General features: G+C 44.2%; 27 protein-coding genes and 2 tRNA genes. 16 read left to right on the top strand and 13 right to left on the bottom strand.

Annotation, left to right across the window (positions count from 1 at the left end; all coding sequences use genetic code 11):
- Positions 1–5: 5 nt before the first annotated feature.
- Positions 6–686 (bottom strand): GTP cyclohydrolase I FolE, encoded by a 681-nt coding sequence (gene folE, locus ABNE31_RS16040; protein WP_179384373.1) that lies wholly within the window; start codon positions 684–686, stop codon positions 6–8.
- Positions 687–819: 133 nt separating this feature from the next.
- On the opposite strand from folE, the gene ABNE31_RS16035 reads away from it, so the two are divergent.
- Both ABNE31_RS16035 and ABNE31_RS16030 read left to right on the top strand, forming a co-directional pair.
- A complete protein-coding gene (locus ABNE31_RS16035) occupies positions 820–2622 on the top strand; it encodes a T9SS type B sorting domain-containing protein (protein ID WP_349351853.1) in 1803 nt (600 codons plus the stop codon).
- A gap of 115 nt (positions 2623–2737) precedes the next feature.
- Positions 2738–4180 (top strand): T9SS type B sorting domain-containing protein, encoded by a 1443-nt coding sequence (locus tag ABNE31_RS16030; RefSeq protein ID WP_349351852.1) that lies wholly within the window; start codon positions 2738–2740, stop codon positions 4178–4180.
- A gap of 52 nt (positions 4181–4232) precedes the next feature.
- Here ABNE31_RS16030 and ABNE31_RS16025 read toward each other — a convergent pair whose 3' ends face one another.
- Together ABNE31_RS16025 and ABNE31_RS16020 are read right to left on the bottom strand one after the other, a co-directional pair.
- A complete protein-coding gene (locus ABNE31_RS16025; RefSeq protein ID WP_349351851.1) occupies positions 4233–5735 on the bottom strand; it encodes an outer membrane protein transport protein in 1503 nt (500 codons plus the stop codon).
- A gap of 39 nt (positions 5736–5774) precedes the next feature.
- Positions 5775–7094 (bottom strand): hypothetical protein, encoded by a 1320-nt coding sequence (locus ABNE31_RS16020; RefSeq protein WP_349351850.1) that lies wholly within the window; start codon positions 7092–7094, stop codon positions 5775–5777.
- Positions 7095–7188: 94 nt separating this feature from the next.
- Between ABNE31_RS16020 and proS the strand changes: the two genes are divergently transcribed.
- The 4 genes from proS to rpsT all read left to right on the top strand — a co-directional run bounded on the left by proS (position 7189) and on the right by rpsT (position 9243).
- A complete protein-coding gene (proS, locus tag ABNE31_RS16015; RefSeq protein ID WP_349351849.1) occupies positions 7189–8664 on the top strand; it encodes a proline--tRNA ligase in 1476 nt (491 codons plus the stop codon).
- Between the two features lie 81 nt (positions 8665–8745).
- A tRNA-Glu gene (locus tag ABNE31_RS16010) sits at positions 8746–8817 on the top strand.
- 67 nt (positions 8818–8884) lie between these two features.
- Positions 8885–8956, top strand: a tRNA-Glu gene (locus ABNE31_RS16005).
- A gap of 35 nt (positions 8957–8991) precedes the next feature.
- A complete protein-coding gene (gene rpsT / locus ABNE31_RS16000) occupies positions 8992–9243 on the top strand; it encodes a 30S ribosomal protein S20 (RefSeq protein ID WP_179384367.1) in 252 nt (83 codons plus the stop codon).
- Between the two features lie 65 nt (positions 9244–9308).
- On the opposite strand, the gene ABNE31_RS15995 is transcribed toward rpsT, so the two are convergent.
- From ABNE31_RS15995 to rho, 4 genes are all read right to left on the bottom strand, one after another.
- On the bottom strand, positions 9309–9995 hold the full coding sequence (locus ABNE31_RS15995; RefSeq protein ID WP_306013460.1) for a hypothetical protein: 687 nt from the start codon (positions 9993–9995) through the stop codon (positions 9309–9311).
- A 104-nt stretch (positions 9996–10099) separates the two neighbouring features.
- A complete protein-coding gene (locus tag ABNE31_RS15990; RefSeq protein ID WP_349351848.1) occupies positions 10100–10789 on the bottom strand; it encodes a hypothetical protein in 690 nt (229 codons plus the stop codon).
- Positions 10790–10799: 10 nt separating this feature from the next.
- The gene (locus tag ABNE31_RS15985) at positions 10800–11447 is read right to left on the bottom strand and encodes a hypothetical protein (protein ID WP_349351847.1); all 648 of its coding nucleotides are present in this window, start codon (positions 11445–11447) and stop codon (positions 10800–10802) included.
- A gap of 130 nt (positions 11448–11577) precedes the next feature.
- On the bottom strand, positions 11578–13191 hold the full coding sequence (gene rho, locus ABNE31_RS15980) for a transcription termination factor Rho (protein ID WP_293283186.1): 1614 nt from the start codon (positions 13189–13191) through the stop codon (positions 11578–11580).
- Between the two features lie 191 nt (positions 13192–13382).
- Here rho and ABNE31_RS15975 point away from each other — a divergent pair, with 191 nt between their 5' ends.
- Positions 13383–13793 carry a DUF4293 domain-containing protein gene (locus tag ABNE31_RS15975; RefSeq protein WP_349351846.1) on the top strand — a complete coding sequence of 137 codons (411 nt, stop codon included), beginning with the start codon at positions 13383–13385 and terminating at the stop codon, positions 13791–13793.
- Between the two features lie 67 nt (positions 13794–13860).
- Here the strand turns inward: ABNE31_RS15975 and ABNE31_RS15970 are convergent, their stop codons facing one another.
- Entirely contained in the window at positions 13861–14808 is a 948-nt protein-coding gene (locus ABNE31_RS15970) for an MBL fold metallo-hydrolase (protein ID WP_349351845.1), read from the bottom strand.
- Between the two features lie 2 nt (positions 14809–14810).
- On the bottom strand, positions 14811–15305 hold the full coding sequence (locus tag ABNE31_RS15965; RefSeq protein ID WP_349351844.1) for a metallophosphoesterase family protein: 495 nt from the start codon (positions 15303–15305) through the stop codon (positions 14811–14813).
- Between the two features lie 88 nt (positions 15306–15393).
- Here ABNE31_RS15965 and truA point away from each other — a divergent pair, with 88 nt between their 5' ends.
- Positions 15394–16149, top strand: a complete 756-nt coding sequence (gene truA / locus ABNE31_RS15960) for a tRNA pseudouridine(38-40) synthase TruA (protein WP_349351843.1) — start codon at positions 15394–15396, stop codon at positions 16147–16149.
- Positions 16133–17905: an ABC transporter ATP-binding protein gene (locus tag ABNE31_RS15955; protein WP_179384358.1), complete on the top strand. Its 1773-nt coding sequence runs from the start codon at positions 16133–16135 to the stop codon at positions 17903–17905. Before truA ends, ABNE31_RS15955 begins: the two co-directional genes overlap by 17 nt.
- On the opposite strand, the gene ABNE31_RS15950 is transcribed toward ABNE31_RS15955, so the two are convergent.
- The 3 genes from ABNE31_RS15950 to folP are packed head-to-tail and all read right to left on the bottom strand — an operon-like array spanning position 17902 to position 20347.
- Positions 17902–18684 carry a DUF3667 domain-containing protein gene (locus ABNE31_RS15950; RefSeq protein WP_349351842.1) on the bottom strand — a complete coding sequence of 261 codons (783 nt, stop codon included), beginning with the start codon at positions 18682–18684 and terminating at the stop codon, positions 17902–17904. The two genes, ABNE31_RS15955 and ABNE31_RS15950, sit on opposite strands and share 4 nt — an antisense overlap.
- Positions 18681–19469, bottom strand: coding sequence for a diadenylate cyclase CdaA (cdaA, locus tag ABNE31_RS15945; protein ID WP_293288219.1), 789 nt, complete (start codon positions 19467–19469; stop codon positions 18681–18683). Before cdaA ends, ABNE31_RS15950 begins: the two co-directional genes overlap by 4 nt.
- A gap of 44 nt (positions 19470–19513) precedes the next feature.
- Positions 19514–20347, bottom strand: coding sequence for a dihydropteroate synthase (folP, locus tag ABNE31_RS15940; protein ID WP_349351841.1), 834 nt, complete (start codon positions 20345–20347; stop codon positions 19514–19516).
- 95 nt (positions 20348–20442) lie between these two features.
- Between folP and ABNE31_RS15935 the strand changes: the two genes are divergently transcribed.
- The 7 genes from ABNE31_RS15935 (at position 20443) to ABNE31_RS15905 (ending at position 25184) form a co-directional block, all read left to right on the top strand.
- Positions 20443–20991 carry a DUF1599 domain-containing protein gene (locus ABNE31_RS15935; RefSeq protein WP_349351840.1) on the top strand — a complete coding sequence of 183 codons (549 nt, stop codon included), beginning with the start codon at positions 20443–20445 and terminating at the stop codon, positions 20989–20991.
- A 24-nt stretch (positions 20992–21015) separates the two neighbouring features.
- Positions 21016–21360: a four helix bundle protein gene (locus tag ABNE31_RS15930; protein WP_349351839.1), complete on the top strand. Its 345-nt coding sequence runs from the start codon at positions 21016–21018 to the stop codon at positions 21358–21360.
- 52 nt (positions 21361–21412) lie between these two features.
- Complete coding sequence (locus ABNE31_RS15925) at positions 21413–22507, top strand: BT_3928 family protein (protein ID WP_349351838.1); 1095 nt, start codon at positions 21413–21415, stop codon at positions 22505–22507.
- A gap of 36 nt (positions 22508–22543) precedes the next feature.
- Positions 22544–23293, top strand: a complete 750-nt coding sequence (gene tpiA, locus ABNE31_RS15920; RefSeq protein WP_179384351.1) for a triose-phosphate isomerase — start codon at positions 22544–22546, stop codon at positions 23291–23293.
- A gap of 10 nt (positions 23294–23303) precedes the next feature.
- Positions 23304–24131, top strand: coding sequence for a 50S ribosomal protein L11 methyltransferase (prmA, locus tag ABNE31_RS15915; protein ID WP_349351837.1), 828 nt, complete (start codon positions 23304–23306; stop codon positions 24129–24131).
- Positions 24132–24154: 23 nt separating this feature from the next.
- The gene (locus ABNE31_RS15910) at positions 24155–24430 is read left to right on the top strand and encodes an ATP-dependent Clp protease adaptor ClpS (protein WP_179384349.1); all 276 of its coding nucleotides are present in this window, start codon (positions 24155–24157) and stop codon (positions 24428–24430) included.
- 151 nt (positions 24431–24581) lie between these two features.
- Positions 24582–25184 (top strand): hypothetical protein, encoded by a 603-nt coding sequence (locus ABNE31_RS15905; protein WP_179384348.1) that lies wholly within the window; start codon positions 24582–24584, stop codon positions 25182–25184.
- Positions 25185–25240: 56 nt separating this feature from the next.
- Here ABNE31_RS15905 and ABNE31_RS15900 read toward each other — a convergent pair whose 3' ends face one another.
- A complete protein-coding gene (locus ABNE31_RS15900) occupies positions 25241–26848 on the bottom strand; it encodes an amidohydrolase family protein (protein WP_349351836.1) in 1608 nt (535 codons plus the stop codon).
- Between the last annotated feature and the right edge of the window lie 77 nt (positions 26849–26925).

Genomic DNA, 26925 nt, shown 5'->3' with positions numbered 1-26925 from the left:
GGTGTTTAAAATTCGGTATCCAGATTGATGTAGTCCAAAAATTCCCTTCTTGTGGCCTCTTCCTTGAATTTACCGCCATACTCTGCGGTTACGGTGCTACTATCGATATCGCGGATGCCCCTGGAATTGACACAAAGGTGTTTTGCATCGATAACGCAGGCCACGTCTTCTGTGCCCAACACTTTTTGAAGCTCCTTGACGATTTGGATGTTCATTCGCTCTTGCACCTGTGGACGCTTTGCAAAATAATCCACAATTCGGTTCATTTTGGAAAGTCCAACAACGGTCCCGTTGGAGATATAGGCAATATGCGCCCGCCCAACAATGGGCAACAAGTGGTGTTCGCAGGTGGAATACACTACGATATTTTTTTCGACCAACATTTCGCCGTACTTGTACTTATTGTCAAAAGTGGACGATTTGGGTTTTCTGTCCGGATGCAATCCTCCAAAAATTTCCTGTACGTACATTTTGGCCACCCTTTTTGGGGTACCTTTCAAACTGTCATCATCTAGGTCAAGACCCAGCGTAAGCATAATTTCCCTGACGCTTTTTTGTATTCTTTCGATTTTTTCTTCGTCGCTCAATACAAAAGCATCCTCTCGTAAAGGGGTATCCGATGAGGAACCTACGTGGTCGTTCCCTCTTTCTTCATATTGTTCTTCCAATGCCTGCTCTAATTTCATAGGTACTGCTTGTGGAGGGCAAAGATATACATTAATGAACGATTTAACATCTGGTATCTGGGGTTTGACAACATAAATTATTGTTAAGGCAAGGCGTGCGGTACTTTTATAATGCCCAAACCTACAGTCTTTTATGTGGAAACCTATTTTAAGGACCTTATTGTTTTTACTGTTCTGGCAAACTGCACAAGGGCAGGTGGCCCAAGATTGCTCCCAGGCCATTCCCATTTGCAGCAATACCCCAATTAATGGCGGAACCAATGGTTTTGGTGCCGATGACTTCAATGGCGCCTCCTCCAGCGGTTGCTTGGAGCAGACCACCACAGGAGCCATAGAATCCAATTCGGCTTGGTACCGTTTTAGAACGGCCGAAGCTGGTCAATTGGGCTTTAATATTGGGCATAATAGCAACGAGGATTGGGATTTTGCGCTCTATCGTGCTACCGATTGCAACAATTTGGGCGACCCCGTTCGATGTAATTTTTTCGACAACAGCGAGAATACCAGTTTTATTGGGGTGGGAGAGGACCCTACGGGCGATGAAGATTCCGTACACTATGAAGACTGGCTACAGGTAGAGGCTGGGGAGGATTATTATCTCTTCATCAATAATTTTAGCAATATCAATTCTGGTTTTTCCATTCAGTTCACCGGAAATGTATGGGTAGATTATCCCAACAGTGCTTTGGATTGTTCCATTGTCAGCAATTTGTTGGGTCCGCCCATTACCGTTTGCGAAGGTGAAACCGTAGTCTTGGATGCCACAACTTCTGGAGCTTCGGGTTACGAGTGGTATCGTGATGGTGGGACTGGCTTTCAGTTGATATCAGGTGCTGCTGGTGCTACGTATACCGTTCCGGATTCGGGCACGTACCGCGTTGTGGTCCTTACTTCAGCAGAAAATATAGTAAGTGATGTCCAAGTCGGATTTAATGAAGTACCGGTTACGGGGATGTTGACAAATGAGACCCTCTGTTTTGAACCGGATATGATCTTTGATTTAAATGTCAAAAATACAGAAGCCCTTGGGGGAATGGATGCTGATGCTGTTATCGTGAGTTATCATGGTACCCAGGCCGATGCGAATGCTGGCGTAGCCCCTCTAGATCGGAATCATTTGCTGTCCGCTGGCTCGGAAACCATTTACGTAAGGACAACCTCATTGGCAAACCCAGATTGCTACGATGCCTCCCAAAGCTTTGCCATCAACGCCATAACTACTCCAGTTTTAACTTTTGATGAGCAGGTTGTCATCTGTGAAGCCGTCGGAACTCTGGAAATCGGGGAAACGCAGCCCAATCCTGATTACACTTACCAATGGAGTTCGGGAGAGCAAACCCCGTCCATTTTGGTATCCGAAGCCGGAGAATATGTCTTAACGGCAACCCATCAATCCAATGGAATTGTTTGTGAGGCTACCAGAACGGTGGTGGTCGAGATATCGACTATGCCCCAAATCTCCAGTATCGATATAGCCGATATGAGCGTCAATAATTCGGTTACCATCAATACGGAGAGTGGTGGAACGTATGAATTTAGTCTGGATGGTACAGATTTTCAAAGCAGCAATGTGTTCCAAGGTGTTCCTCCCGGTTTGCATATGGTACGCATGCGAGACCTGTATGGCTGTGGTGAGGTAGAAGAAGAAATTGTGGTAGTGGGCTATCTTTCCGCTTTTTCGCCCAATGGCGATGTGCTCAATGAGACTTGGCAGATTGAGGGACTTTCTACTTTAAACTCTCCTATTGTTACCATTTATGACCGCTATGGTAAACTCATCAAACAGATGAACGAGTTTGACGCAGGTTGGGATGGCAATTTTCAAGGAAAGCCGCTGCCATCAACCGATTATTGGTTCAAATTGTCCTACATTGATGCAGATGGTAACCGTACCGTTGCCAAATATTTGCAAAGCCATTTTTCCTTAAGGCGATAGCTAAGTGTTGCCGTTTGTCGATTAACGGTAAATTTCTTCGATGACCGTATACTAAAACCGTAGGTTAGCGAGTTATACTGCTAATAAGCAGCATAATCAATAGCCCCAAAATTCTATGAGAGCTCTATTCAGCGCTATCTGTTTTTTTCTTGTATGCCAGTTGGTCAGCGCGCAAAACTCCCCAGATTGTAGAACAGCGATTCCTGTTTGTGCCGATGCTCCCATTTTGGGAACCACGGACGGAGGTGGGGACATTGACGATTTCGACCCTGAGGTCATCACCCAAACCGGATGCTTGGAAAAGGGAAGTGTAAGTTCGGCCAATATCGAAAACAACACCGCTTGGTATGTGTTTAGGGCGGGTACCGACGGACAAATCGGTTTTGATATTGAGGCCCTTCCGGTTACCCCGGGAAGTCCAATTACCGCCGAATGGGATTTTGCGTTATACGGTCCTTTTGATGAAACTTCCAATGAGAATTTTTGCACCATAGTTGGGGATGGGACTGCCCAGCCCATTCGCTGCAATTACGAATACAACGAAACAGGGTTCACGGGGATTGGGGTCAATCCCGTAAATGGCAGGGAAGGAGCCCCGTTCGTAAAAGGGAGTCAAAACACCTATGATGAATGGTTAAATGTAAGACAAGGTGAAATATACTACCTCTACATCAACAATTACAACACCAATTTTGATGATGAACCAGAGGACTTTATCCTCACTTTCACGGGATCTTCTGTAGATGAAGACCAAAATACGGCATTGGACTGCAGTTTGCGCGATGAATTTTTAGGCTTTGATATCGTTGCCTGCGAAGGCGACCCGGATATTGTTTTATCTGCCCTTAATTCACCTGCAGGTCCCAATATCGCCAATGTTACGTGGAGTGTTGATTTTGATGATGACGGTGTTATCGACCAAATTTTGGCGAATGGAGCTACGGAGACCGAGTTGACCGTTTCAAGTCCTAATTCCGGACGTTATTTTGTTTCCATTGAAACCAATCAGGCGACCATTATAACGGATGATGTATTGATTACCTTTTACGGCACTCCTGAATTGGATGAGGTTCGGGTCATCGACGATTTGGTCAACAGCGACCAGACGGACCCCTATAATATTGAAATTGTTCCCGTAGGAGACGGAAATTATGAATATGCCATCAACGGAGGGGAATATCAGGACGACCCTGTGTTTTTGGATGTGCCCCCTGGAATAAACACCGTGGTCATCAACGATAAGAATGGCTGTGGGACCACTGAACCTATCGAATTTTTGGTCGTGGGCTATCCCAAATTTTTTACGCCCAATAGTGATGGTGCCCACGATAATTGGACCGTGTACGGGGTAGAGGAGTTGGGGAATCCTGTGGTGTATATTTTCGACCGTTACGGAAAGTTACTAAAGCAGGTTGATGTAAACGTCGGTTGGGACGGTACGTTTAATGGAAGGGATATGCCTTCATCCGACTATTGGTTCCGACTGGAATATGAGCGCAACGATGAAAATGTTATTGTTGCCAGGTCCGTGCGAAGACATTTTTCGCTGGTACGATAGATAAAAAAAGGCCGGAATTTCTTCCGACCTTATCGCATTATATTTTCTTTTTCTAGAATTTAAAGGTATAGCCCAAGGCAATATTTGTGTTTACACGATTAATGAGGGCGGCACTGTCCACACCACCATCAAAAAAGAAGGAATTGGTATCCTGCTCAGTGCGGCTATAGGCCAAATCCAAACGGTTGGCACCAAAGGTATAACCAATACCTGCTGAAAATCCGTTAAGGTCGCCCACAAAATTAGTATCCTCATAAGGACTTTGCTCATACCGGTAACCAGCTCTTAGACTTACTTGCTCAATTCGGTATTCCCCGCCCAAACGGAATGCATTCACTGCTCCCAAGGTGTTTCCTATAAATTCGTTTTCATCGGCAAAGCTTGGGTCGGAAGTAGGTCGCAGTTCAGCTTTGGACATATCTTGATAGGAGTAGTCAAAGCTTATCAATCCATCCTGACCAAATACCAAAGCCAAACTTCCGGTGTATTTTTCAGGAGTCTTTATGCGATATTCTTCATACAAATTCACAATATTGAAATTTATAAAGTCGATGTCGGGGACCGCTAAATTGGAATTGATGCGCTGCGAGGTATCGTCTGCAAGCCTATACCAAGTAGGGGATTGATAACTGGCACCCACTCGTACGGTTTGATTCAATTTTGCAATCGCGCCCAGGCTAAAAGAGAATCCATTTCCCTCTGTACGTAGGAGGTTGTCAAACGCAATGGTCTGTATAGGCGAATCTGCATCGTAACCTTGTTCGTCCAAAAGGCTAACTCTTTCATAGAGTACATTGTGGAAATTTAATGAGGCTCCCAAGTACAAATTGTCTTCATATTGAGTGGCAAAATTGGCCGTGAATTTACTGTTGAATCCAGAAGTGCTCTGTTGATACCGCTGATTAACCGTGCCGTATTGGGCATTGGAGAAATAGTCTGTGTTTTGGTCGACATCATCTACGGGTTCTATGATACCCGCTTGGAAGCCCAAGAAAGCCTGCTGGGCGGAGTACCCTAAATTGGCTCCGATATCCAGATAAGCATCTTCCACAAATTCACCTTCCTGTGTGCGCAAGGGACCCAATGGTTCGCCTTGTGCAAAGTTGAGAAAGTAATTATCGACACCGACAGCGGTACTGCCCGATGCAAAATAGGTGTTGTCAAAATTTCGGGCCAAATCATAATTAAAGGCCAATGCTATTTTTTTCCAAGGGCTATCGTTGGACGAATTAAATACAAGTACACCCCCAACCTGATTAAATTCCAAGGAATTATCCGTGGTGTTGGTTAGCGTACCACCATACAGGGCATCGTTGTTCCTATGATAGTTGGAACCTGTAATACTGATTTCACTAAAGTTGAACACGGCTGAACCTGCTGGGTTCACGTTAAGGGCGGACAAATCGCCACCTAAGGCTCCAAACGCCCCGCCCATAGCCTGAAACCTTGCGGTTCCCTGTAGGTTCTCGGTGCTATAGCGTACCACGTCATCAATGGTTTGTGCGCTTGCAAAAGTGCATGCCAATACCATGATGAAAGTTGAGATTCTTTTCATTTCTTGTGATTTAGATTAATCGATAAATTTATGGAATGATTATGGTCTTCCGCCACCGCGTCCGCCTCTACTACCGCCAGAAGAACGTGAGGCTCCTCCAGAGGAACGTGAACCTCCCGATGATCTGCTAACGCCGGAACTTCTAGAGCTGCTTCCAGAGCTGCGGTAGCTTCCGCTAGACCTACTGCTCCTAGAGTATCCACTGCTACGATAGCTTCGGGAGCTCGCACCGCTCGAAGAACGATTGTAGCTTCTGCTGGGCGAGTAGCCTCTTGAAGACCGTGTTCCGGAACTTCTGTTATAGCTTCGGGTCGCATTACTGCCATTATAGCTTCGGTTGCTTCTAGTGGAAGGCGATGTTCCGTACCTATTATTATATGATCTTGAACTTCTATTGTAGCCGGGCGATGTTCGTGTACTTCTACTGGTTCTGTAATTGCGGTTTCTGGCCAAGGCATCGGCACTTACCGTTCTCCGCACATTGGAGCGATTACTGTAGCCACGGGCACTGCGACTTGCCAGGTTATTGCTTCGTCCAACGGTTCTGTTGGAACGGCCACTATTATATCTAAATCCATCAGCATATCTTCTGTTGGTGCGCGAAGCGATGGTAGTTCCAGGTAGATAGGAATACCCGCGTCTGCCCGAGATGCGAGCGTAATTTCTGCCGTAATATCCTCTTCCAACGAACGGACGGTTCCAATATCCGCCCCAGCCCCAGCCGGCATTCCAGCCCCAACCAAGGCCTCCCCAGCCCCAGCCAGCGTTCCAGCCCCAGCCGCCGTTCCATAACCAAGGGTCGTTCCAGCCCCAGCCGGCATTCCAGCCCCAACCAAGACCTCCCCAGCCCCAGCGGTTCCATCTCCATGGGTTGTTCCAGCCCCAGCCAGCGTTCCAGCCCCAACCGGCGTTCCATAGCCAAGGGTCGTTCCAACCCCAGCCCCAGCTGTTGTCATAAACATTTATGGAAATATTGGAAGGATTGTCCCCCCAACCGGGATTACCATTATAGTTATTGTTGTAGGCAAAATAATCGGTTTGCTCACCATAGGGAATGGTATCATTTTGTGTTTGACTGGAGTAACTGTCAACATCGGTAAAAACCTCACTGTCCAAAATTTCACCGTATTCATTTGCTTTATCACCAAAATAATCCCCGTAGATATTATTTTCCTGCTGCTCCACCCTTTCGGCTTGTGCATTTCTCTTTTCTACGCTCACTACACGATTATTGGGAGTGTATATGCCATCATCATAATAGGAAGCCTGCTGATATGAACCACAGGAGGCCATAAAAAGGGCGGCAACCATCAATATGGCGGGGGTTCGTAATTTATTGTGAAGTAAAGACTGTAACATGGTGCAATTTTTATTGTTGAACATACTAAAAATAATTAGTTTTACCCAATCATTTCACTATTAAAGACACAAGTTTTGTGCCAAACTTCAATTAATGGGTAAAAATTTAACGAGCAGAGCGGAGGATTATTCCAAATGGTATAACGAACTGGTGGTAAAGTCGGATTTGGCCGAAAACTCGGGGGTCAGGGGTTGTATGGTTATCAAACCCTACGGATATGCCATTTGGGAAAAGATGCAGGGACAATTGGATAGGATGTTCAAGGAAACGGGCCACGAGAACGCCTATTTTCCACTGTTCATACCTAAATCCTATTTGAGCAAGGAGGCCAGCCATGTGGAAGGATTTGCCAAGGAGTGTGCCGTGGTTACCCATTACCGTTTAAAAAATGCGGAAGATGGCAGTGGTATTGTCGTGGATGAGGATGCCAAATTGGAAGAGGAGCTTATTGTTCGACCCACCTCCGAAACGATTATCTGGGATACGTATCGAAAATGGATTCAATCCTATCGGGATCTACCCTTGAAAATCAACCAATGGGCCAATGTGGTGCGTTGGGAAATGCGGACCCGTCTTTTCTTGAGGACGGCAGAGTTTTTATGGCAGGAAGGCCACACGGCCCATGCCACACGTGAGGAAGCTTTGGAAGAAGCTGAATTGATGATGAACGTGTATGCCGAGTTTGTTGAAAACTACATGGGCGTGCCCGTGATCAAGGGAACCAAAACCGAAAGTGAACGTTTTGCCGGAGCAGAGGAAACCTATTGTATCGAAGCCCTTATGCAGGACGGTAAAGCATTGCAGGCGGGTACTTCCCACTTTTTGGGGCAGAACTTTGCCAAGGCATTCGATGTGAAATTTGCCAATAAGGAAGGTTCCCAAGATTATGTTTGGGCCACTTCTTGGGGTGTTTCCACCCGATTGATGGGCGCCTTGGTCATGACCCATAGCGACGATAATGGTTTGGTGCTTCCTCCCAAGTTGGCGCCGATACAGGTGGTGATCGTCCCCATTTATAAAGGACTAGATCAATTGGACGCGATTTCCGAAAAAGTGGAGCCCTTGGTAAAGGAACTTCGTAGTAGAGGAATTACGGTGAAGTACGATACTCGCGATACCCACAAACCGGGCTTTAAATTCAACGAGTACGAATTAAAAGGGGTTCCCGTCCGATTGGCAGTGGGTCAGCGCGATTTGGCCAACGGAACATTTGAGGTGGCACGAAGGGACACTTTGACCAAGGAGATCGTGAAAGCCGATGAGGTGGTGGACAAAGTTGTGGCCTTAATGGATGAAATCCAAGAGAACATCTTTAAAAAGGCATTGGACTACAGACAAGAACATATTACCGAAGTGGATTCCTATGAAGAATTCAAAAAGGTAATCGAGGAGAAAGGTGGATTTGTTTCCGCGCATTGGGACGGTACCGCCGAAACGGAAGATAAAATTAAGGAGGACACCAAAGCTACGATTCGTTGCATTCCCTTGGATGCATCGGAGGATGCAGGCAAGTGTATGGTAACAGGAAAGCCATCGGTTCGGAGGGTATTGTTTGCCAAAGCCTATTAAGCAGCTTGCAAAAAATAAAAAATACTGTTGCAAGACTTAAAAATAGTTGTATTTTTGCATCCGCAATTATGCAAGCATAATGGCCCGTTCGTCTAGGGGTTAGGACGCCAGGTTTTCATCCTGGTAACAGGGGTTCGATTCCCCTACGGGCTACAAAAGAAGGTTTAAGCGAAATTTGCTTATTTTGAGCCTTAACGTTCAAACCTTATATTGACATAATGGCCCGTTCGTCTAGGGGTTAGGACGCCAGGTTTTCATCCTGGTAACAGGGGTTCGATTCCCCTACGGGCTACAAAGAAAGTTTTTAGAAAGAATTAATTGTAAGCAATGGCAAACCATAAGTCAGCATTAAAGAGAATCAGAAGAAACGAAGCAGTACGTTTGCGTAACAGGTATCAGCACAAAACCGTGCGTAATGCCATCAAAAAATTGCGTAACGAAGAAGACAAGAAAGCTGCTGAAGCTTTGTTGCCTACTGTTGTTGGCATGATCGATAAATTGGCCAAGAAAAATATCATCCACAGCAACAAGGCGGCCAACCTTAAGAGCAAATTAATGACCCAGGTTGCAGGAATGTAATCTTGAATCATTTTTTAAATAGCATCAAGCGTCTCCATAATGGGGACGCTTTTTTTGTTGTGATATTATCTAAATGCCCTCCTTTTATGAGTGAGTACCCCGATTAGAAAGGAGCCGTACATAAACAGTATCAATACCCATAGTATGCTTCGTAAACGATATTGTACCCATATTTTTGGTGCCTCGTAACCAATCAGGATGAGATAGGGAAAGAAGACATGGAAAACCACCAGTCCCAAACTGGTCCAGAACATTAGGTTATACTTCATAGGTTGAGGATGGGTCTCGTTCCTTTTTTCTTTAAAATAGAGCCAAATCACAAATAAAAGTATCATGGACGCCACGAGATCTGCGTAATAGAGGTTGGAATAAAACGGATCTTGAAAGAAAAGGCTTAGTCCGTAGGAACCAAGGCTCGTCACGGCACCTACAATGATCCATTTTTTGTATTTGTCCGTCTTTACCAAGCGCCAATAGAGGTAATAGAAAAACGCAAATGAAATCACGGAATAAATATTGTAGATGATTACGTTGTACCAATCGTAATTACTGTCGCTCACCACTTGAAACTCATCATGGAATTTGATGAAATATCCCAACAATTCTGTTAAAAACGTGTACATGAGGTACATGGGGTAATACTTCATGGGGGTGTCAAAATACGTGTGGTAACGGGACATGGCCACAAGCCACACAATCAGGTAGAAGGGAATGATGTACTGCTCGCTAAGAAATTTAAATAGTTCCTCCATGGGTATGGGCTACCTGATTGGCTGTCAGTAGTTTTCTGTGTTCGTAAAAATACATAAAAAGCCTCCACGAGGGAGGCTTTCTTTTGGAACTTGTATCATTATGCTTATCGAAAAGCCTTTCTTTTGCCTATCATTAGCCCAAATATGATAATTAGGTACATTAGGGCTATGGCGGTAAGTAACAAGGGTCTAAAGTATACCTGAACCCCAATGTTGAGGTCCAAAAGATAAATAGTGGAAATGATCGGGAAAAGTGAATAAAAAACGAGAATACCTGTGCTGACCCAAAACATTAAATTATATTTTAAGGGCTGAGGCAACTGCTCCAACTGCTTTTCCCTGAAGTAGGAAAGTACGATGTAGACCATCATCACCGAGCCGATGATATGTGCATAGGTCATTTGATTGTGCAATGGATTGTAGGCTATGGCATTTACAAGGTATGACAATCCACAGATTCCCATTAAATATCCGATCTGTTTTTTTAGACCTTGGTTATGAAGTACCTTTTGATAAACCCCAAAAAAGAAGATAAAGAAGACAAGCTGGTACACATTGTAAATAATGACATTGTGCCAAGCATACCTTCCATCTGAGAAAAATTGGAAATTGTTGTTGTACTTGATGAGCACGCCTAAGAGCTCTGTAAAAAAAGTGTAAATGATAATCATCGGGAAGTATTTCAACGGGGTGTCGAAATACCTTCGGTACCGTACAATGGCCGCTATCCATGTTACGAGGTATAGCGGCACATAGAAGTGCTCGGTCAGATAATCCAGGAGCTCTGTTGGCATGTTCCCTTATTTAAAAATCGGTGTATGGGGGCGGTCCAGAACCTCCATGGTTAAGGTTCAAGCTTCGGTCACCATTTTGAAAAAGAGCGGGCACCATACTTGCCTTGGAAGTGTTGGCTTCTTGCATTCCGCCATCTTCTGGGCTTCCCACCACATCTTTAATGGGTTTTGCCTTTCCATCCGCAGCAATGTAAAAGCCATATTCCTTGCCATCCATCATAGTGGTAGGTACTATAAAAATGGAATTTTGTCTCGGATGTACGACCTTTTTTCCATCGGGAAAATCGGGCTTGTTGGGATAATTGGCAAAATACAAGCGTAGCGAAGCTACTTCAACGCCGGCAGCTTCAGCTTCCTGCTCCACATAGGCCATGTATTGTTTCATGTCGGCATAGGTGAAAGCGGTGAAACGGGCGGGAATAAACTTTTCGTCCGGATTTTGCTCCGTTTCAAATTGTTCGATCATAGCCACCCTGTTCCGGGTATAATTGTCGTAAAGGGATTTGGATTCTTCCAGGGATATGATGCCCTCTGGAGGCGATACTTTTTCAGGTGTCGGTTCGGTAGGCTCATCCTTTTTTGGACCTTGTTGACAGGACCCGATGAATAGCAATGATGCGCCAAAAATAGCGAGCAAGGCCTTTTTGTTGTGATTCATAGTAAAGTGTTTTAAGTTCAGTTTTGAGGAAACCGAAATAAAGATATGCCTTTTCTATAAATTGACTCAACAAAAAACCCTTCAAAGCAAATTGAAGGGTCTATGATTTTTAGTTGTTATGGAACGATTTTTACTCGTTCATGGTGAGCAAAAACTCCTCGTTGTTCTTGGTTTGCTTTATGCGCTGCTCCATAAACTCCATGGCTTCAATTGGGTTCATGTCGGCAAGATACTTGCGCAAGATCCACATACGTTGAATCGTATTTTCGTCCAACAGAAGGTCGTCCCTTCGTGTTGATGAAGAAATAAGGTCGATGGCAGGGAAAATCCTTCGGTTGGAAATTCTTCTATCCAATTGAAGTTCCATATTACCTGTACCCTTGAATTCTTCAAAAATAACTTCGTCCATTTTGGAACCGGTCTCTGTCAATGCCGTAGCAATAATGGATAGTGAACCTCCATTTTCGATATTACGGGCAGCTCCAAAGAAACGTTTGGGTTTATGCAGTGCATTGGCATCCACACCACCACTCAAAACCTTACCAGAAGCTGGCTGCACGGTGTTGTAGGCTCTCGCCAAACGGGTGATGGAATCCAAAAGGATTACTACATCGTGACCGCATTCCACCAATCTTTTCGCTTTGTCCAAAACAATGTTGGCAACCCTAACGTGTTCGGTGGCCTCTTTGTCAAAAGTAGAAGCTACCACCTCGCCACGCACGTTACGTTGCATATCGGTAACCTCTTCTGGGCGTTCATCAATCAATAGGATGATTTGATATACCTCTGGATGGTTAGCGGCAATAGCGTTGGCAATATCCTTCAACAACATGGTCTTACCCGTTTTGGGCTGGGAAACGATCATTCCCCTTTGTCCTTTTCCAATAGGGGAGAACAAATCCATGATTCTGGTTGAAATCGTACTCTGTTTTTCCGCCAATTTGAACTTTTCCTTAGGAAACAATGGCGTAAGGTGCTCAAATGCTACCCTGTCCCTCACTACTTGGGGATCTAGGCCATTGATTTTGTTCACCTTGATCAATGGAAAATATTTTTCCCCTTCCTTGGGAGGGCGGATGTTCCCCAAAATGGTGTCGCCGGATTTTAGTCCGAACAATCGTATTTGTGATTGGGAAACGTAAATATCGTCGGGAGAAGAAAGGTAATTGTAATCGGAAGACCTTAGGAATCCGTACCCATCCTGCATAATGTCCAGTACACCTTCACTTTCGATAATGCTGTCAAATTCGAACTCAGGCTCTTTATACCTATTTTTCAGGTCCTTGTCAAAATTGCTGTTCTTTTTGTCGTGGTGGCCCTTATTTTGTTGGTTGTTATTGTTGCTTCTCCTGTTGCTTTGGTTCTTCTGGGAGTTGTTATTATTGTTGTTCTGGGGTTTGTTGTCCTTTTTTTGTTGCGGACTTTGCCCTTTGGAATCATCCTTTTTGTTTCGAGGCTCTCTTTTCTGTGGAGCTTTTTCGGGCGCATCCCCTTTGTTGTCATTTGCCTCGGTCTTTTTCGGACGAGGGGTCCTGGCTCTTTTTTGTTTTGGCTCTGGTTTGTCGTCCGCAGTTGTTGTGGCTACGGTTTCTGCCACGGCTTTTGGGTTGGAGGCCTGCACATCCAATATTTGGTATACCAGGTCCAGTTTTTTCAAGGTTTTGAATTTGGGAACATTGAGTTCTTTTGCAATCTCTTGCAACTCAGGAAGCTTTTTAGCTTTTAGATCTGAAATCTCGAACATTAAGTAAAGAAATAAGTTAAACTTGTGTGATTCTTAATATGAAGTAAGGGTTATTTTGGATGCTACTGGAGAAAAGAATTTCTTGGTAGGTGCTTGCTAATAACTGCACAATAATACAAATTATTTTTCAAGAATAAGCCCTCATTTCTCAAAAAGACGCCTATTTTTGCCATTGGAAATCAAATTTTGCAATGATTCAACGAATCCAGACGTTATATTTGCTCATAGTAGGCCTTGTTTCGGGCATACTGCCGTTCTTTTTGAATTTATGGGTGGAAGTTGGCGGAAAAGAGGTGTTTGCCCAAGACGAAGTGCTGGTGAGCCTTGTTTTTTACATAGTGACCGTTTTGGCCGTTGTGTCGATTGTGATGTACAAGAAAAGACAAAATCAATTTGTGGTAAACAGATTGAATATGATATTGAACCTTTTTTTACTAGGATTTTTCGTTTATCGATCGCTAAGCTTATCCGGAGAAACTGTGGTTTCTGAGAAGGGTATTGGGATGCTGATTCCTGTATTTTCTATCGTTTTTCTGGTCCTGGCCAACAGGGCTATCAAAAAGGATGAAGATCTTGTAAAATCTGTGGATCGCTTACGTTGAACCTAACATCTTAGTAGTATTAGTGCGAAAAAACCCTGGCCTTGGCCGGGGTTTTTATGTTGTTGGGTTACAGTTTAAATCTTGAGCCAAAAGTGGCCATGTTGAAACCAGAGTCAATTACTTTTTTATAAGCTGGACTAGTGGTGTCCAAAAGTGCGTTGGTATGGTTAAAATGTATAAAGTATACCTTGGATTTCTCCACTTGGGGCAAATCCTTTAGCAATTCCATACTTTCCACGACAAAGGGATGCGGGATTTCTGCAATGTTTCTCGAATTGATTTCTGGGCCATCAAAAAAGGTAGCATCCAGAAATGCCAGATCTACAGCTTTGATTTCATTCAATATGTCCTTTTCCCATTTGGACCACTTGTCAATATCGGGAATAAACAAGACAGATTTGTTGGGGCCGATGATTTTAAAGCCCACCGTTTCCGAATATTCATCCCTATGCGGAACCGTAAATGGAATCACACTTAAATCTTGGGTAAGTTGGATTGTTTTTTCATTCTGAATGGACTGAATGGAAATATTGTTCAATTTTACAAGCTGACTCCATGGTCCATTGGTTTCCAGGAACCGTTTCATTTTGGGCATTGCATACACGGGAACTCTCTTGCTGCCAAGGGACTCTCGGCCCAAGTACATTAAGCCGGTATAGTGGCCAATGTGGGCATGGGTAATAAAAATGCCATCAGGAACCTCTTGGTTGAGGTTGTTTCTCTCTTTCAACAATTTTAATTGGGAGGGTAAATCTGGGGTAGCTTCAAAAAGATAGCTTTTTTGGTTTAGATGGTCTACCACACCCAAGGATACTACTTTACGTGTAGGGTCAGGATTTTTAAACAGCCCTTCGCAGCACGATTTTTGACACCCAATATGAGGGCTTCCTCCATCCTGAACCGTTCCCAAAACATAAAGCGATGGATGTTTGGAATGACCATGGGAGTCCTTTTGGGCATTTACACTATTGCAACTGACCCAAATACCAAAAAAAAGAATTATCAGGTATTTCATTTTCATCTTTTTCCAAGTTCAACCACCTCCAAATCGCTTATTTTTTCCCCATCGATTACAAACCGCAACATGGTTCGCACTTGATGGAAACCATGCTTTCCGCAAGCTCCAGGGTTCATGTGCAAAAGCCCCAATTTTTTATCATGCATCACCTTTAGAATATGGGAATGACCGCAAATAAAAAGTTTTGGCGGATTGCTCCTAATTTCGTCCAGCACACGAACGTTGTATCGATTGGGGTATCCGCCAATGTGCGTGATCCATACATCGACCCCTTCGCACATAAATCGATTGTTTTCCGGAAACTCTTTTTGAATCACATGGTCGTCAATGTTTCCGAACACTCCCCGAACAGGTTTTAACTCTTTCAATCTATCGGTTACAGAAAGGTTCCCAATATCGCCGGCGTGCCAAACTTCGTCGGCCTGGGCGGCATATTTCAGAATGGTCTCATCCATATGTCCATGCGTATCGGAAAGCAATAAAATCTTTGTCATTTCGCTAAAAATATGCTAAAAACCCAAGGTCGGATTCGGTTTGGAAAGGATTCAATTATCTTTACAGGCTTAAAAGTAAGGGATCCCATTGAGATATTTTATCCAATTTTCTTATTTCGGAAAGGCGTACCACGGCTGGCAGAACCAACCCAATGCCATTACGGTGCAAGAGGTACTGGAAAAGGCCCTTTCCACCTTGCTCCGTGAAACTATCGAGGTGGTGGGGGCCGGAAGGACTGATGCCGGGGTCCATGCCAAGCAGATGTTCGCACATTTTGATGTAGAACGTATTTCGGATGTGGAAGAGCTGGTGTACCGTTTGAATGCCTTTTTGCCCGATGATATTGCGGTGCAGCACCTACGGCAGGTTCCAGAGGATGCCCATGCCCGTTTTGATGCTGTGGAACGGACTTACGAATATTGGGTGGTGAAGGAGAAACATCCTTTTTTGTGGGACCACGCCCACTGGGTAAAGTATCCTTTGGATATGGATGCGATGAACAAAGCAGCCAAAATCCTATTGGACCATACCGATTTTGAATGTTTTTCCAAATCCAATACCGATGTGAAAACCTTTAACTGTGATGTTAGGGAAGCCTACTGGAAAGTCGATTCTGAAAAATGGGTGTTCACAATCACGGCAGATAGATTTCTACGGAATATGGTTCGTGCAGTTGTGGGTACACTGTTGGATGTTGGCACGGGGAAAATGTCGCCCCAAGACATCCACAACGTAATTGCAAGTAAAGATAGGGGAGAGGCAGGCGTCTCCGTCCCCGCAAAAGGATTATATTTGACCAAGGTTAGCTACACAAAAGAAATTTTTGATGAGCAAAAAGGATGATGCAGGCAAGGCGTTTGATTTTCGCCTTTTTAAACGGGTTTTTTCACGGACCAGGCCCTATCGGGGCATTTTTTGGTTGGTGGCCATCGTGGCTATCCTCTCCGCCGCATTTGCCATTGGGATACCCTTGTTGGTAAAAACCATTATCAACCAATCGTTGGAAAGTAAGGATGGCGGGCAATTGCTCACCAATGTACTTTACATGTTGGCCTTTCTGTTGGGGCAGGTAGTCACGCAGTTGTTATTTAACTATTATGCCAACCTTTTGGGCGAATCGGTCATACGAGATATTCGAATCAACCTATTTGAGAAGATGACCAGCTTTAAAATGACCTATTTCGATAATTCTTCTATCGGCGTATTGGTTACGAGAGCGGTCGCCGATATGCAGCGTATCGGTGAAATCTTTAGCCAAGGATTCTTTATGATTGTTGCCGATGTCCTGAAGATGTTATCTGCCGCCATCATCATGGTAGTGATCAACTGGAAATTGGCGTTGATCGTGTTCGCTATTCTCCCCGTAATTTTGATAGCAACGCGTCTTTTTCAACAAGCGATGAAAGTTGCATTCATCGAGGTGAGGGCCCAAGTGTCCAACTTAAATTCCTTTGTGCAGGAGCGTATTGCAGGGATGAAAATCGTGCAGCTCTTTAACCGCGAGGAAATTGAAAAGGAAAAGTTTCGTGTTATCAACGAAAAGCATCAAAATGCCTGGTTGAAGACCGTTTGGTACAACTCTATATTTTTTCCCGTAGCGGAAATATCCAACTCTATTGGGATTGGCTTGGTGGTCTATTTTGGCGTCATCCAAAACATCCAGAATGTGGGAATGGACAACAAAGGAGCTATTGTCGCCTTCTTTTTCTTGATGGATCTCTTGTTCCGGCCATTGCGCCAGATCGCGGATAAGTTCAATACGCTGCAGATGGGAATGGTAGCGGCCAACCGTGTGTTCAAGATTTTGGATACCGATAGCCATATTGACGATAATGGAACCGTGGAGAAGAAAGATGTGAAAGGTGATATCGAGTTTAGGGATGTCCATTTTGGCTATGTGCCCGATGAGGAAGTACTGCACGGGATTTCCTTTAAGGTGAAGGCAGGGGAGACTGTTGCCATTGTTGGTGCCACGGGTGCGGGGAAATCCACGATCATCAATCTGCTCAACCGATTCTATGAAATCAATTCCGGGAAAATCTTGGTGGATGATGTAAGCTTGGAGGATTATACCTTAAAATCCTTGCGTTCCCATATTGCGATAGTGTTGCAGGACGTTTTCCTATTTGCCGATACCATTGCCAATAATATTTCGCTCCGTGACGAGAAGGTGACAACCGAACAAATAGAGGCAGCGGCCAAACAGATTGGCGTGCACGAGTTTATTTCGAGTCTTCCAGGGGGCTACCAATACAACGTGAAGGAACGGGGCACCATGCTCTCCAGTGGCCAACGCCAATTGATTGCCTTTTTACGTGCCTACGTGAGCAACCCTAGTATCTTGATTTTGGATGAGGCTACATCATCAGTAGATACCTATTCCGAACAATTGATCCAACAAGCTACCGATAAGATAACCGAAGGTAGGACCTCTATTATTATAGCGCACCGTTTGGCGACCATCAAAAAGGCAGATAAAATCATAGTGATGGACGCGGGTAAAATCATTGAGACGGGCACCCACAAGGAATTGTTGGACAAGGGCGGTTACTACAACGACCTTTACAATGCACAGTTCTTGGCGGAGGAAGTGGCTTAACTTTCCTGCGGAGGCAAGAAATCTTCAACTTTTAGCTCGCCGATCAAAAGCAGGAATAGTGGAAGGGCAATGGAAAAGGCGAAATAAAGAATAAGCAGAATAAAATAAAAAAGTAATAGTCTTACAATCAGTTTTACTCCCCTTGATTTCGAAATGCGAATAATGACGTATGTGGTATAAACCACCATGAAAAGAATACCAATAAATGAGAAAATGAAATACTGTTCTGGAATAAAGAACAGGACAATAATAGATGGAAGAAAGATGACCAAGCTATAATGAGCAAGGGCGTACATAAAAATGATGGTACGTTCGGCGAAATTATACCTTTTTTGGTCAAAACATAGCCAACCAGCAATGGTCATCATGGGAACAAACAATAAAAAAATAAGTGCTTGGTAGTCTAGGATAAAATCCATCAATTTTTCCTGATACCTCGTACTCACATTATTGTTTAGCATATCGAAATTCATGGCATCACCCGATTTGACCATCAAAAAAACGATAAGCCCCGAAAGTGTTATCGCAATCCCCATATAACTTATCGGGTTAAGGTATTTCCTGCGAATTCCTTGAAGATACCCCTCAATGACCACCTCTGGTGTAGTAGTTAAATGTACTACGGTCCTGATAAACGTATTATCTAAATTGAAATATCGCTCTAAAAAGTCTGTCCAAAGATTTTTTATGGTGATTCGGTTGCGTATCACTTTTGCGCCACAAGCGGGACAATACAAATAATCCGTTCGCAATCTTGCGTCACAATTTTTGCAGGTCATTGCTCCAAATCCTTTTTAATGCGTTTGATTAATTCTTCCCTTCCCTTAAAGGGTACAAAATCTCCATTTTTAATGTAGGATATCGACCCTGTTTCCTCGCTCACTACTAGGCAGAGGGCATCCGTTTTTTCGGTGATGCCCACGGCCGCCCGGTGTCGTAGACCAAAGCGTAGGGGAATGTTCCGGTCGTTGGACACGGGCAATATCACCCGAGTCGCGGTTATCGAGTTATCCTGAATCACAATGGCACCGTCGTGCAAGGGACTATTTTTAAAGAAAATGCTTTCAAGAATGGGCTGGGTCACTTTAATGTCCATCGCATCCCCAGTGGATTTTACAAAGTCCATGGAATTGTTGCGCTCGATTACAATGAGCGCACCTGTTTTGGAGGTGGCCATACGTTCACAGGCTCCGATAATGGCCTCCACATCGGTGTTGGTGGAAATGGCCTCCTGCTTGAGGAATTTAAAGTGCTTGAAAATATTCCGTTTCGAGGCAAAGTTGGTGGAGCCGATCATCAATAAAAACTTGCGTATCTCTTGCTGGAAAACGATGATGAGGGCAATCAAACCAATATTCATAAACCCGCCTACCATGCTACTGATCATTTTCATTTGGAGCAGCTCGGTAAGTTTCCAAAGCGCCCAAACAATCACGATCCCTATAAAAATATTGATGGCAACCGTGCCCTTGACCAGTTTGTAGATGTAATAGAGGAGTGCGGCCACGAGGACAATATCGATGATATCCGTAATCTTGAACTCGAGAAAATTTAGAAAATCCAATGGCAGCGTTTTTGTAAAATTAGCAAAAATAGCAGAACCTCAAATTAGAGCGCATTCTCTTTTAAGACCTCCACAAGTTTAACACATTCCATGGCTTCTTTTACATCGTGTGCCCTAATTATGTTCGCACCTTTCAATAGGGCTATGGTGTGCAGTGCCGTGGTGCCATTAAGCGCTTCCTGTGGAGACGATTCCAAAACCTTATAGATCATGGATTTCCGGCTCAGGCCAATTAAAATGGGCAAACCAAAGGTTTGGAACAGGTCCAGATGGTTCAGCAAGGTGTAGTTCTGTTCGGTGGTCTTGGCAAAACCAAACCCAGGGTCAATAATGATGTCGTTGATTTTTTTAGAGGTGGTTTCCCGTATTTTCTCGGAAAAATAGCTTCTCAAATCCTTGATCACGTCCGAATAGGTCGCCTGTTTTTGCATGGACTGTGGGGTACCCTTCATGTGCATCATAATGTAGGGCACTTGATAATCGGCTACCGTATCAAACATGGCAGTGTCCAAATTCCCTGCCGAAATATCGTTGATGAGGGCAGCGCCGTGTTCAATGCTCTCCGCAGCTACCTTGCTTCGGAAGGTGTCCACAGAAATCAAAGTGTCCGGAAATTTAGTTAAGATAAGGTCGATCACGGGAAGCATCCGTTGCAATTCTTCATATTCTGGAACATGTTCGGCCCCTGGGCGCGAACTGTAAGCGCCCATATCAATAAAGGTGGCACCGTGATTCAGCATGTATTCCACTTGCTGGAGGATGGAAGTTTCGTCCTTATACTTGCCTCCATCAAAAAAAGAATCGGGCGTAAGGTTGAGGATGCCCATCACTTTAGGTCTTGTAAGATCTACCAGTTCGCCTTTGCAGTTTATGGTCATAAAAAATATCTGCTTTGTTGGGTTTCATTATCTTTGGCAAAATGCGCTTGGCGATGGCCAAGTTGGACGAAATTTACGCAAATTAGTAACAATACATGCAGCAGACTTCCCAACAATATGACGCGGTGATTCAAGCCTGCCGGGAATTGTTTTCAAAAAAGGCAAAGGATTATGGCACCGCATGGCGCATCCTAAGGTTACCCTCGCTAACAGATCAGATTTTTATTAAGGCACAACGGATTCGAGGTCTTCAGCAGAATGATGTACGCAAGGTGGACGAAGATGAACGTTCCGAGTTTATCGGAATCATCAATTACGCCATTATGGCTTTGATTCAAATACAAAAAGGAGTGGTGGAGCAGCCAGACCTAACGGCAGAAGAGGCCATTACCTTGTACGATGAACAGGTGGCCATCACCAAAAAGTTGATGGAGGACAAAAATCACGATTACGGGGAGGCGTGGCGCGACATGCGGGTCAGCTCACTCACGGATTTGATTCTGCAAAAATTGCTCCGTGTAAAACAGATTGAAAATAATAAGGGCGCCACCTTGGTAAGCGAGGGCGTGGATGCCAATTATCAGGATATGGTCAACTATGCGGTTTTTGCACTCATACATTTAGGTGCAAATCCCAAATTGTAAATCCCAAATTACAACAGCTTTGACTTGGAAAGGAAATACGATTTAGAGGAGAGAACATTCAATTTTGCAAAGAACTGTAGATTGTACGTAAAATCACTAAGTACCACTATTGCAAATATTGAAGACGGAAGGCAGTTGATAAGATCCTCGGGCTCTGTGGGAGCAAATTATATTGAAGCAAATGAAAAACTTGGGAGTAGAGATTTTCAGTTCAGAATTAAAATTGCCAAAAAAGAGGCAAAGGAGTCTGGTTATTGGTTACGTTTATTAAAAGAAGCTAATCCCAATGAAGAGATGGTGCAGAGTTTAATAGATGAATCATTGGAATTGAGAAAGATTTTATCATCTATTTTGAAGAAAACCCAATGATAGGGAAATTGGATTTTGTTTATTTGGAATTGGAGATTTATTTTGAAAAAATATGAAATATTTGGTCTGGATATCAAGGATTATTGTAGGTGTGCTGTTTATTATCAGCGGTCTCATCAAGTTGAACGACCCTATGGGGTTTTCATTCAAACTGGAAGAATACTTTAGCCCCAGCGTGCTGGATTTGCCATTTTTAACGCCCTTGGCCTTGGGGATTTCCATCTTTGTGGTCATTGTTGAGGTTATTTTGGGTGTTTTGCTCTTGATTGGGTTCAAACCAAAGTTTACCGTTTGGAGTCTGTTGTTGATGATTGTTTTCTTCACCTTCCTCACCTTCTATTCCGCCTATTTCAATAAAGTGACGGATTGTGGGTGTTTTGGGGATGCCATCAAACTAACGCCATGGGAATCCTTCACCAAAGATGTCATATTGCTGGTGTTTATTCTGATATTGTTTTACGGTAGAAAGTACATCACGCCCCTTTTCGGCCCAAAAATCAACTGGTCCATTGGAGGCGTGGCTTTATTGGCTTGTATATTGTTCGCCAACCATGTATTGGCCCATTTGCCTGTTGTAGACTTTAGACCCTATAAAATTGGGGCCAATATCCAAGAAGGAATGTCTGTTCCCGAAGATGCACCCCAACCGGTGTACGAATATGCCTGGCGATTTAAGGTGAACGGAGAGGAACAGATTTACATTACCCAAGGGGATTACCCTTCTGTGGATGGAGAATTTATTGATGTGGAAACCACCGAAATACAAAAAGGGTATGAGCCCCCCATTCACGATTTTACGATTGAGCAAGAAGGACAGGATTATGCCTCGCGGGTTTTGGAAGTGGAAAAATTGGTAATGGTCATCGCTTACGATTTGGCCAAGAGCAATTGGGATGCTTTTGAAGAGGTGGCCAAAGTAACTTCAGAAGCCAAACAAAATGGATATAAGGTCATTGGTATGTCCGCTTCAAGCAGTGATATGGCCAATCGGGTTGTGGATACCTACGGACTGGACTTCAAGTTCTTTTTCACCGATGAGACCACCTTGAAGACGATTGTGCGATCCAATCCGGCCATTCTGGTGCTCCACAAAGGAACCATTAAGCAAAAAGTACATTATAACGATTTTGACGAGCTTAAGTTTTAATCAAACGACAAAACGAAAAACATAATAACAGATATCATGAGAACAAAGATTGTGGCAGGAAACTGGAAAATGAATAAGAACCTTCAGCAAACTGAGGAACTGCTGGCCGAGCTCTCCGCCAAACTACCCGATACCGATGCTGACGTAATTGTGGCACCGACCTTTGTGAATCTTCAAGCTGCAAAGCAGGCCTTACAAGATTCAAAGATTCAGGTGGCGGCACAAAACATGCACTTTGCTGAAAGTGGTGCGTACACCGGTGAAATCTCCGCCGATATGTTGTTGGGCTTGGATGTGGATATCGTCATTCTTGGGCACTCCGAAAGGCGCGCCTATTTTGGCGAGGATGATGCTTTTTTGGCCAAAAAAGTGAAAACGGCTATAGAAAAAGGACTTAAGGTGATTTTTTGCTTCGGGGAGGAATTGGACGACAGGAAATCCGGTAATCATTTTTCCGTAGTGGAAAGCCAATTAAAAAATGCATTGTTCGAACTTAAAGCCAGCGCATGGAGCAAAATTGTACTTGCCTACGAGCCCGTTTGGGCCATTGGTACGGGAGAGACCGCAAGTCCCGAGCAAGCGCAAGAGATGCACGCTTTTATTAGAAAAACCATTGCCGATGGGTTCAATTCGTCTATTGCCGAGGATGTTTCCATTTTATATGGTGGTAGTGTGAAACCAGGCAATGCGAAGGAAATATTTTCCAAACCCGATGTCGATGGCGGACTCATTGGAGGTGCTTCATTGGTTGCCAAAGACTTTACGGATATTATCAAGGCCATTTAATACCTAAACATTGGTCTATCTCGAATACGATTTTAATGTCAGTCCGCTCCAACCCGCAACAGATATGCTCATTGCGGAGTTGGGGGAGTTGGGCTTTGAGAGTTTTGTGGAAACGGAAACAGGGCTGTTGGCCTATATCCTCAAATCTGAATGGCAGGACCACAGCTTGGAAGACCTTTTTGCATTCCAAATCCCAGAAGTAAAGATTAGCTGGACCCGAAAGGAAATTGAGCAGCAAAACTGGAATGCGGAGTGGGAGAAGAATTTCCATCCCATTCTCGTGGGGGACCGCTGTATGGTGCGCGCACCGTTTCATCAACCCATGGAAGTGGATTACGATATTGTTATTGAACCAAAAATGAGCTTTGGTACAGGGCATCACGAAACCACCCACATGATGCTTCAGCATATATTGGACAATGATTTTGAAGGAAAAACTGTATTGGACATGGGCTGCGGCACCGGAGTGCTGGCCATTTTGGCCAAAAAACGGGGAGCAACGGACGTAGAGGCCATCGATATTGATGAATGGTGCTTTTTGAATACCCAAGAAAACGTGGAGCGCAATGATTGTTCGGATATCAAGGCATTTCAAGGGGATAGTGGTTTGCTTAAGGGCAAAAAGTACGACATCATCCTGGCCAATATCAACCGGAATATTCTTTTGGAGGATATTCCTATTTATGCTGATTGCCTCAAAAACGGCGGAACCTTATTTTTGAGTGGCTTTTATTTGGCGGATTTGGATGCAATTTCCTCAAAATGTGCTGCATATGGTTTGGAATTTGAAAAAAATCTGGAGAAGAACAACTGGGTTGCGGCAAAATATGTAAATTAGAAAGACATAAACTGCAATAGATTATGGGCACTAGAGAAAAAGAGTTGGAAGATGTTCTTCTGGAAGAAGAAATCACTAAAGAGCACGAAATAGTACTTTTTAACGATGACGTCAACACTTTTGACCACGTTATAGAAACCCTTATCAATGTGTGCGAGCACACGCCCGAACAGGCAGAGCAATGCTCGTTGATTGTGCATTACAATGGAAAATGCACGGTAAAGACCGGCGAATACTCATTCCTGAAACCCAAGTGCAGTAAGTTGTTACAGGCAGGGTTGAGTGCAGAAATCGTGTAATACATTTTTAAGTTGTAGCTTTTCCATAAATTAATACTGCAAACCAAAAATTCATGTATTCTTTAGCTTGAATTGAATTATCTTGCCGTCCCAGTCTTTACATTTAGCCTAAACAATCAAAAACCAACCCGATAACCACCCATTCTGCAAGATGAGTGAATTTTTTAAGGCTGAACTCAAAGACCGTTTTTTGGAATATGCTCTGGACCGTAATGATTATTTTGAAGTCCAGACCCTCTATGATGAATTTTTGCGTCCCAATTACAGTCTAGACTATGTGCAGAAATTGGTCAAGGAAATACAAGAGTACGATGAGAGCCTACTGGATGTAATGGGGGGCAATGGTTCGGATATTTTTATGCTGGCTTCCACGGCAACCACCCAGGACTTTTTGGAGGAGGGGGGCTTTATGCATCTTTATGTAAAGGAAGAAGAAAAGTGGGATACGTTTTTGGAACACTTATCCAGTACGCCCAAATTGACCAAATCAGAAAAAAAGCTCCTCAAACAAAATAATCCTCAACTTAAAAGGGAAAAGTTCATGCTTTTTGGTCTAATTGGTGCCGTGGCCATCAGTTTTTTGTTTACCCTGATAAGTATTTTCAACGAGACCTTGTTAAAACCGGAATACGTTCCTGCGGACGAGTTTCAACGAAAAATGAACCAATTGCAAGAGCAGTACATCCTGGAAAACGAACGCCTTAAGTTGGAGCTTAGGGAGGCCCAGCGAGTGTTGGACTCGTTGGAAAAATAGGATAAAAAAAGACCGTGGGGAAAGTCCACGGCCTATTTTTTTAGGTGCATGTTGCCTTAGGGCTTCATTCCCGGCTGTACTATTTCATAATTGGATTCGGTCTTCGCCTTTTCCACGATTTTTTTCACATCTTCCAATAGTTTTTTGGCATCGTAAATAATGCCATCTTTAATGGTATATTTTACCCCACCAACCCTTTTCACCGTGTTGTCTTCTTGCAGTTGGATGGCACCTGTACCATAAAGTGCCTTTAGGTTGACCAACGGATTCTCCTCAACAATCACAAAATCTGCCAGTTTCCCTACTTTAATGGTTCCAATTTCATCTTCCAGTCCAAGTGCTTCGGCACCGTTCAGGGTAGCGGCCTTGATTACTTCCAGCGGATGAAAACCAGCTTCGCGCAAAAGTTCCATTTCCCGTGGGTAGGCAAACCCATACAATTGGTAGATAAAACCGGCATCGGTGCCTACGGTAATGCGTCCGCCCCGATTTTTGTATTCGTTTAAAAACGTCATCCAAAGCCTGTAATTTTCTTTCCAGTCCATTTCCTGCTCCGTGCCCCAATAGTGCCAGTAAGAACCATGGGACTGTCGGCTTGGGGCATAGAACTCCCAAAGGGAGGGAAGGGTGTATTCCTCATGCCACTCTGCCCGCCTTGCCCTTTGCAGGTCGCGATTGGCTTCGTAGATCACCATGGTGGGGGAGATGGAGAAATCCAACGAAATCAACTCGTCCATTACGGCATTCCATTTGTCAGAATACGGTTGGGCCGCCTGTGCCCATAGTTGTCCTGCCTCCCCAAAACGATCTTGCTCGTTTTGGTAGTTGTAATCCAGGGAATAATCTTGTACCGTCCTGTCGTCGAACAAAGCTTCGGGCAATCCGTACCAGTGCTCCATGGAGGTAAGTCCAGCCCGGGCACTGTTCAGCACGTTCCAACGGCCCACATACAGTTGGGCATGGTGTGTTTTGGAACGTAGGCCCAATTTTTTGTTTTCATCCAACGCTGCGGTCATTACCTCGGGCAGTCCTCCTCCAAACTTGATGCCATCGGCACCTTTTTTGGCATTGGCGCGCACCCATTCCCGGGCAGCTTCGGGGGTTGTAATATCATCTCTGGAGCGTTCACCGGTCAAGCTGCTACCGAACCAAGTATACGCCTCAATCCGCGGCGCTGTGATTTCATTTTTATTGCTTTTTTCTTTTTGGTCCAGCACCCAATCAATGCCATTTCCGGAACCAGGATCACAAATGGTCGTGATACCGTGGCCCATCCATAGTTTAAAAACATATTCAGCGGGGGTACCTTGCGAACTCCCCCCAATATGGGCGTGGGTGTCCACAAACCCCGGTAGTAGGTACATGCCTTCGGCATTCAGCTCCTTGCCGCCCTCTTTCAGTTTGGGCCTGCCCTTTGGGTCAATCGCCATTCCGGGAAAACCGACAACCTTAACAGAAGCAATGCGGTTGTTCTCCACTACAATATCCACAGGACCAATAGGCGGGGATAGGGTACCATCAATTACCGTAACGCCGCGAATAATGAGTTGCGACCAAGGTCCTTCTCCTTCCGCTCTTGGAGGTGCTTTCTCAATTTGTGAATAGGAATGGAGCCCAAGTAAAAGGCAGATACATAAAAGGGAGTGTAGTTGAATTGTTTTCATAGGTTGGGTTGATTGGTGCTATATGTAGTAGCGCTATTTGATAAAATTCTAAATTATTTGGTCTAAAAGGTGTGTAA

The sequence above is a fragment of the Flagellimonas sp. MMG031 genome (genome assembly GCF_040112705.1).
Taxonomy (GTDB): Bacteria; Bacteroidota; Bacteroidia; order Flavobacteriales; family Flavobacteriaceae; genus Flagellimonas.
Note: the sequence above shows the minus strand (reverse complement) of the source record. Positions and strands in the feature narration are given on the sequence as shown.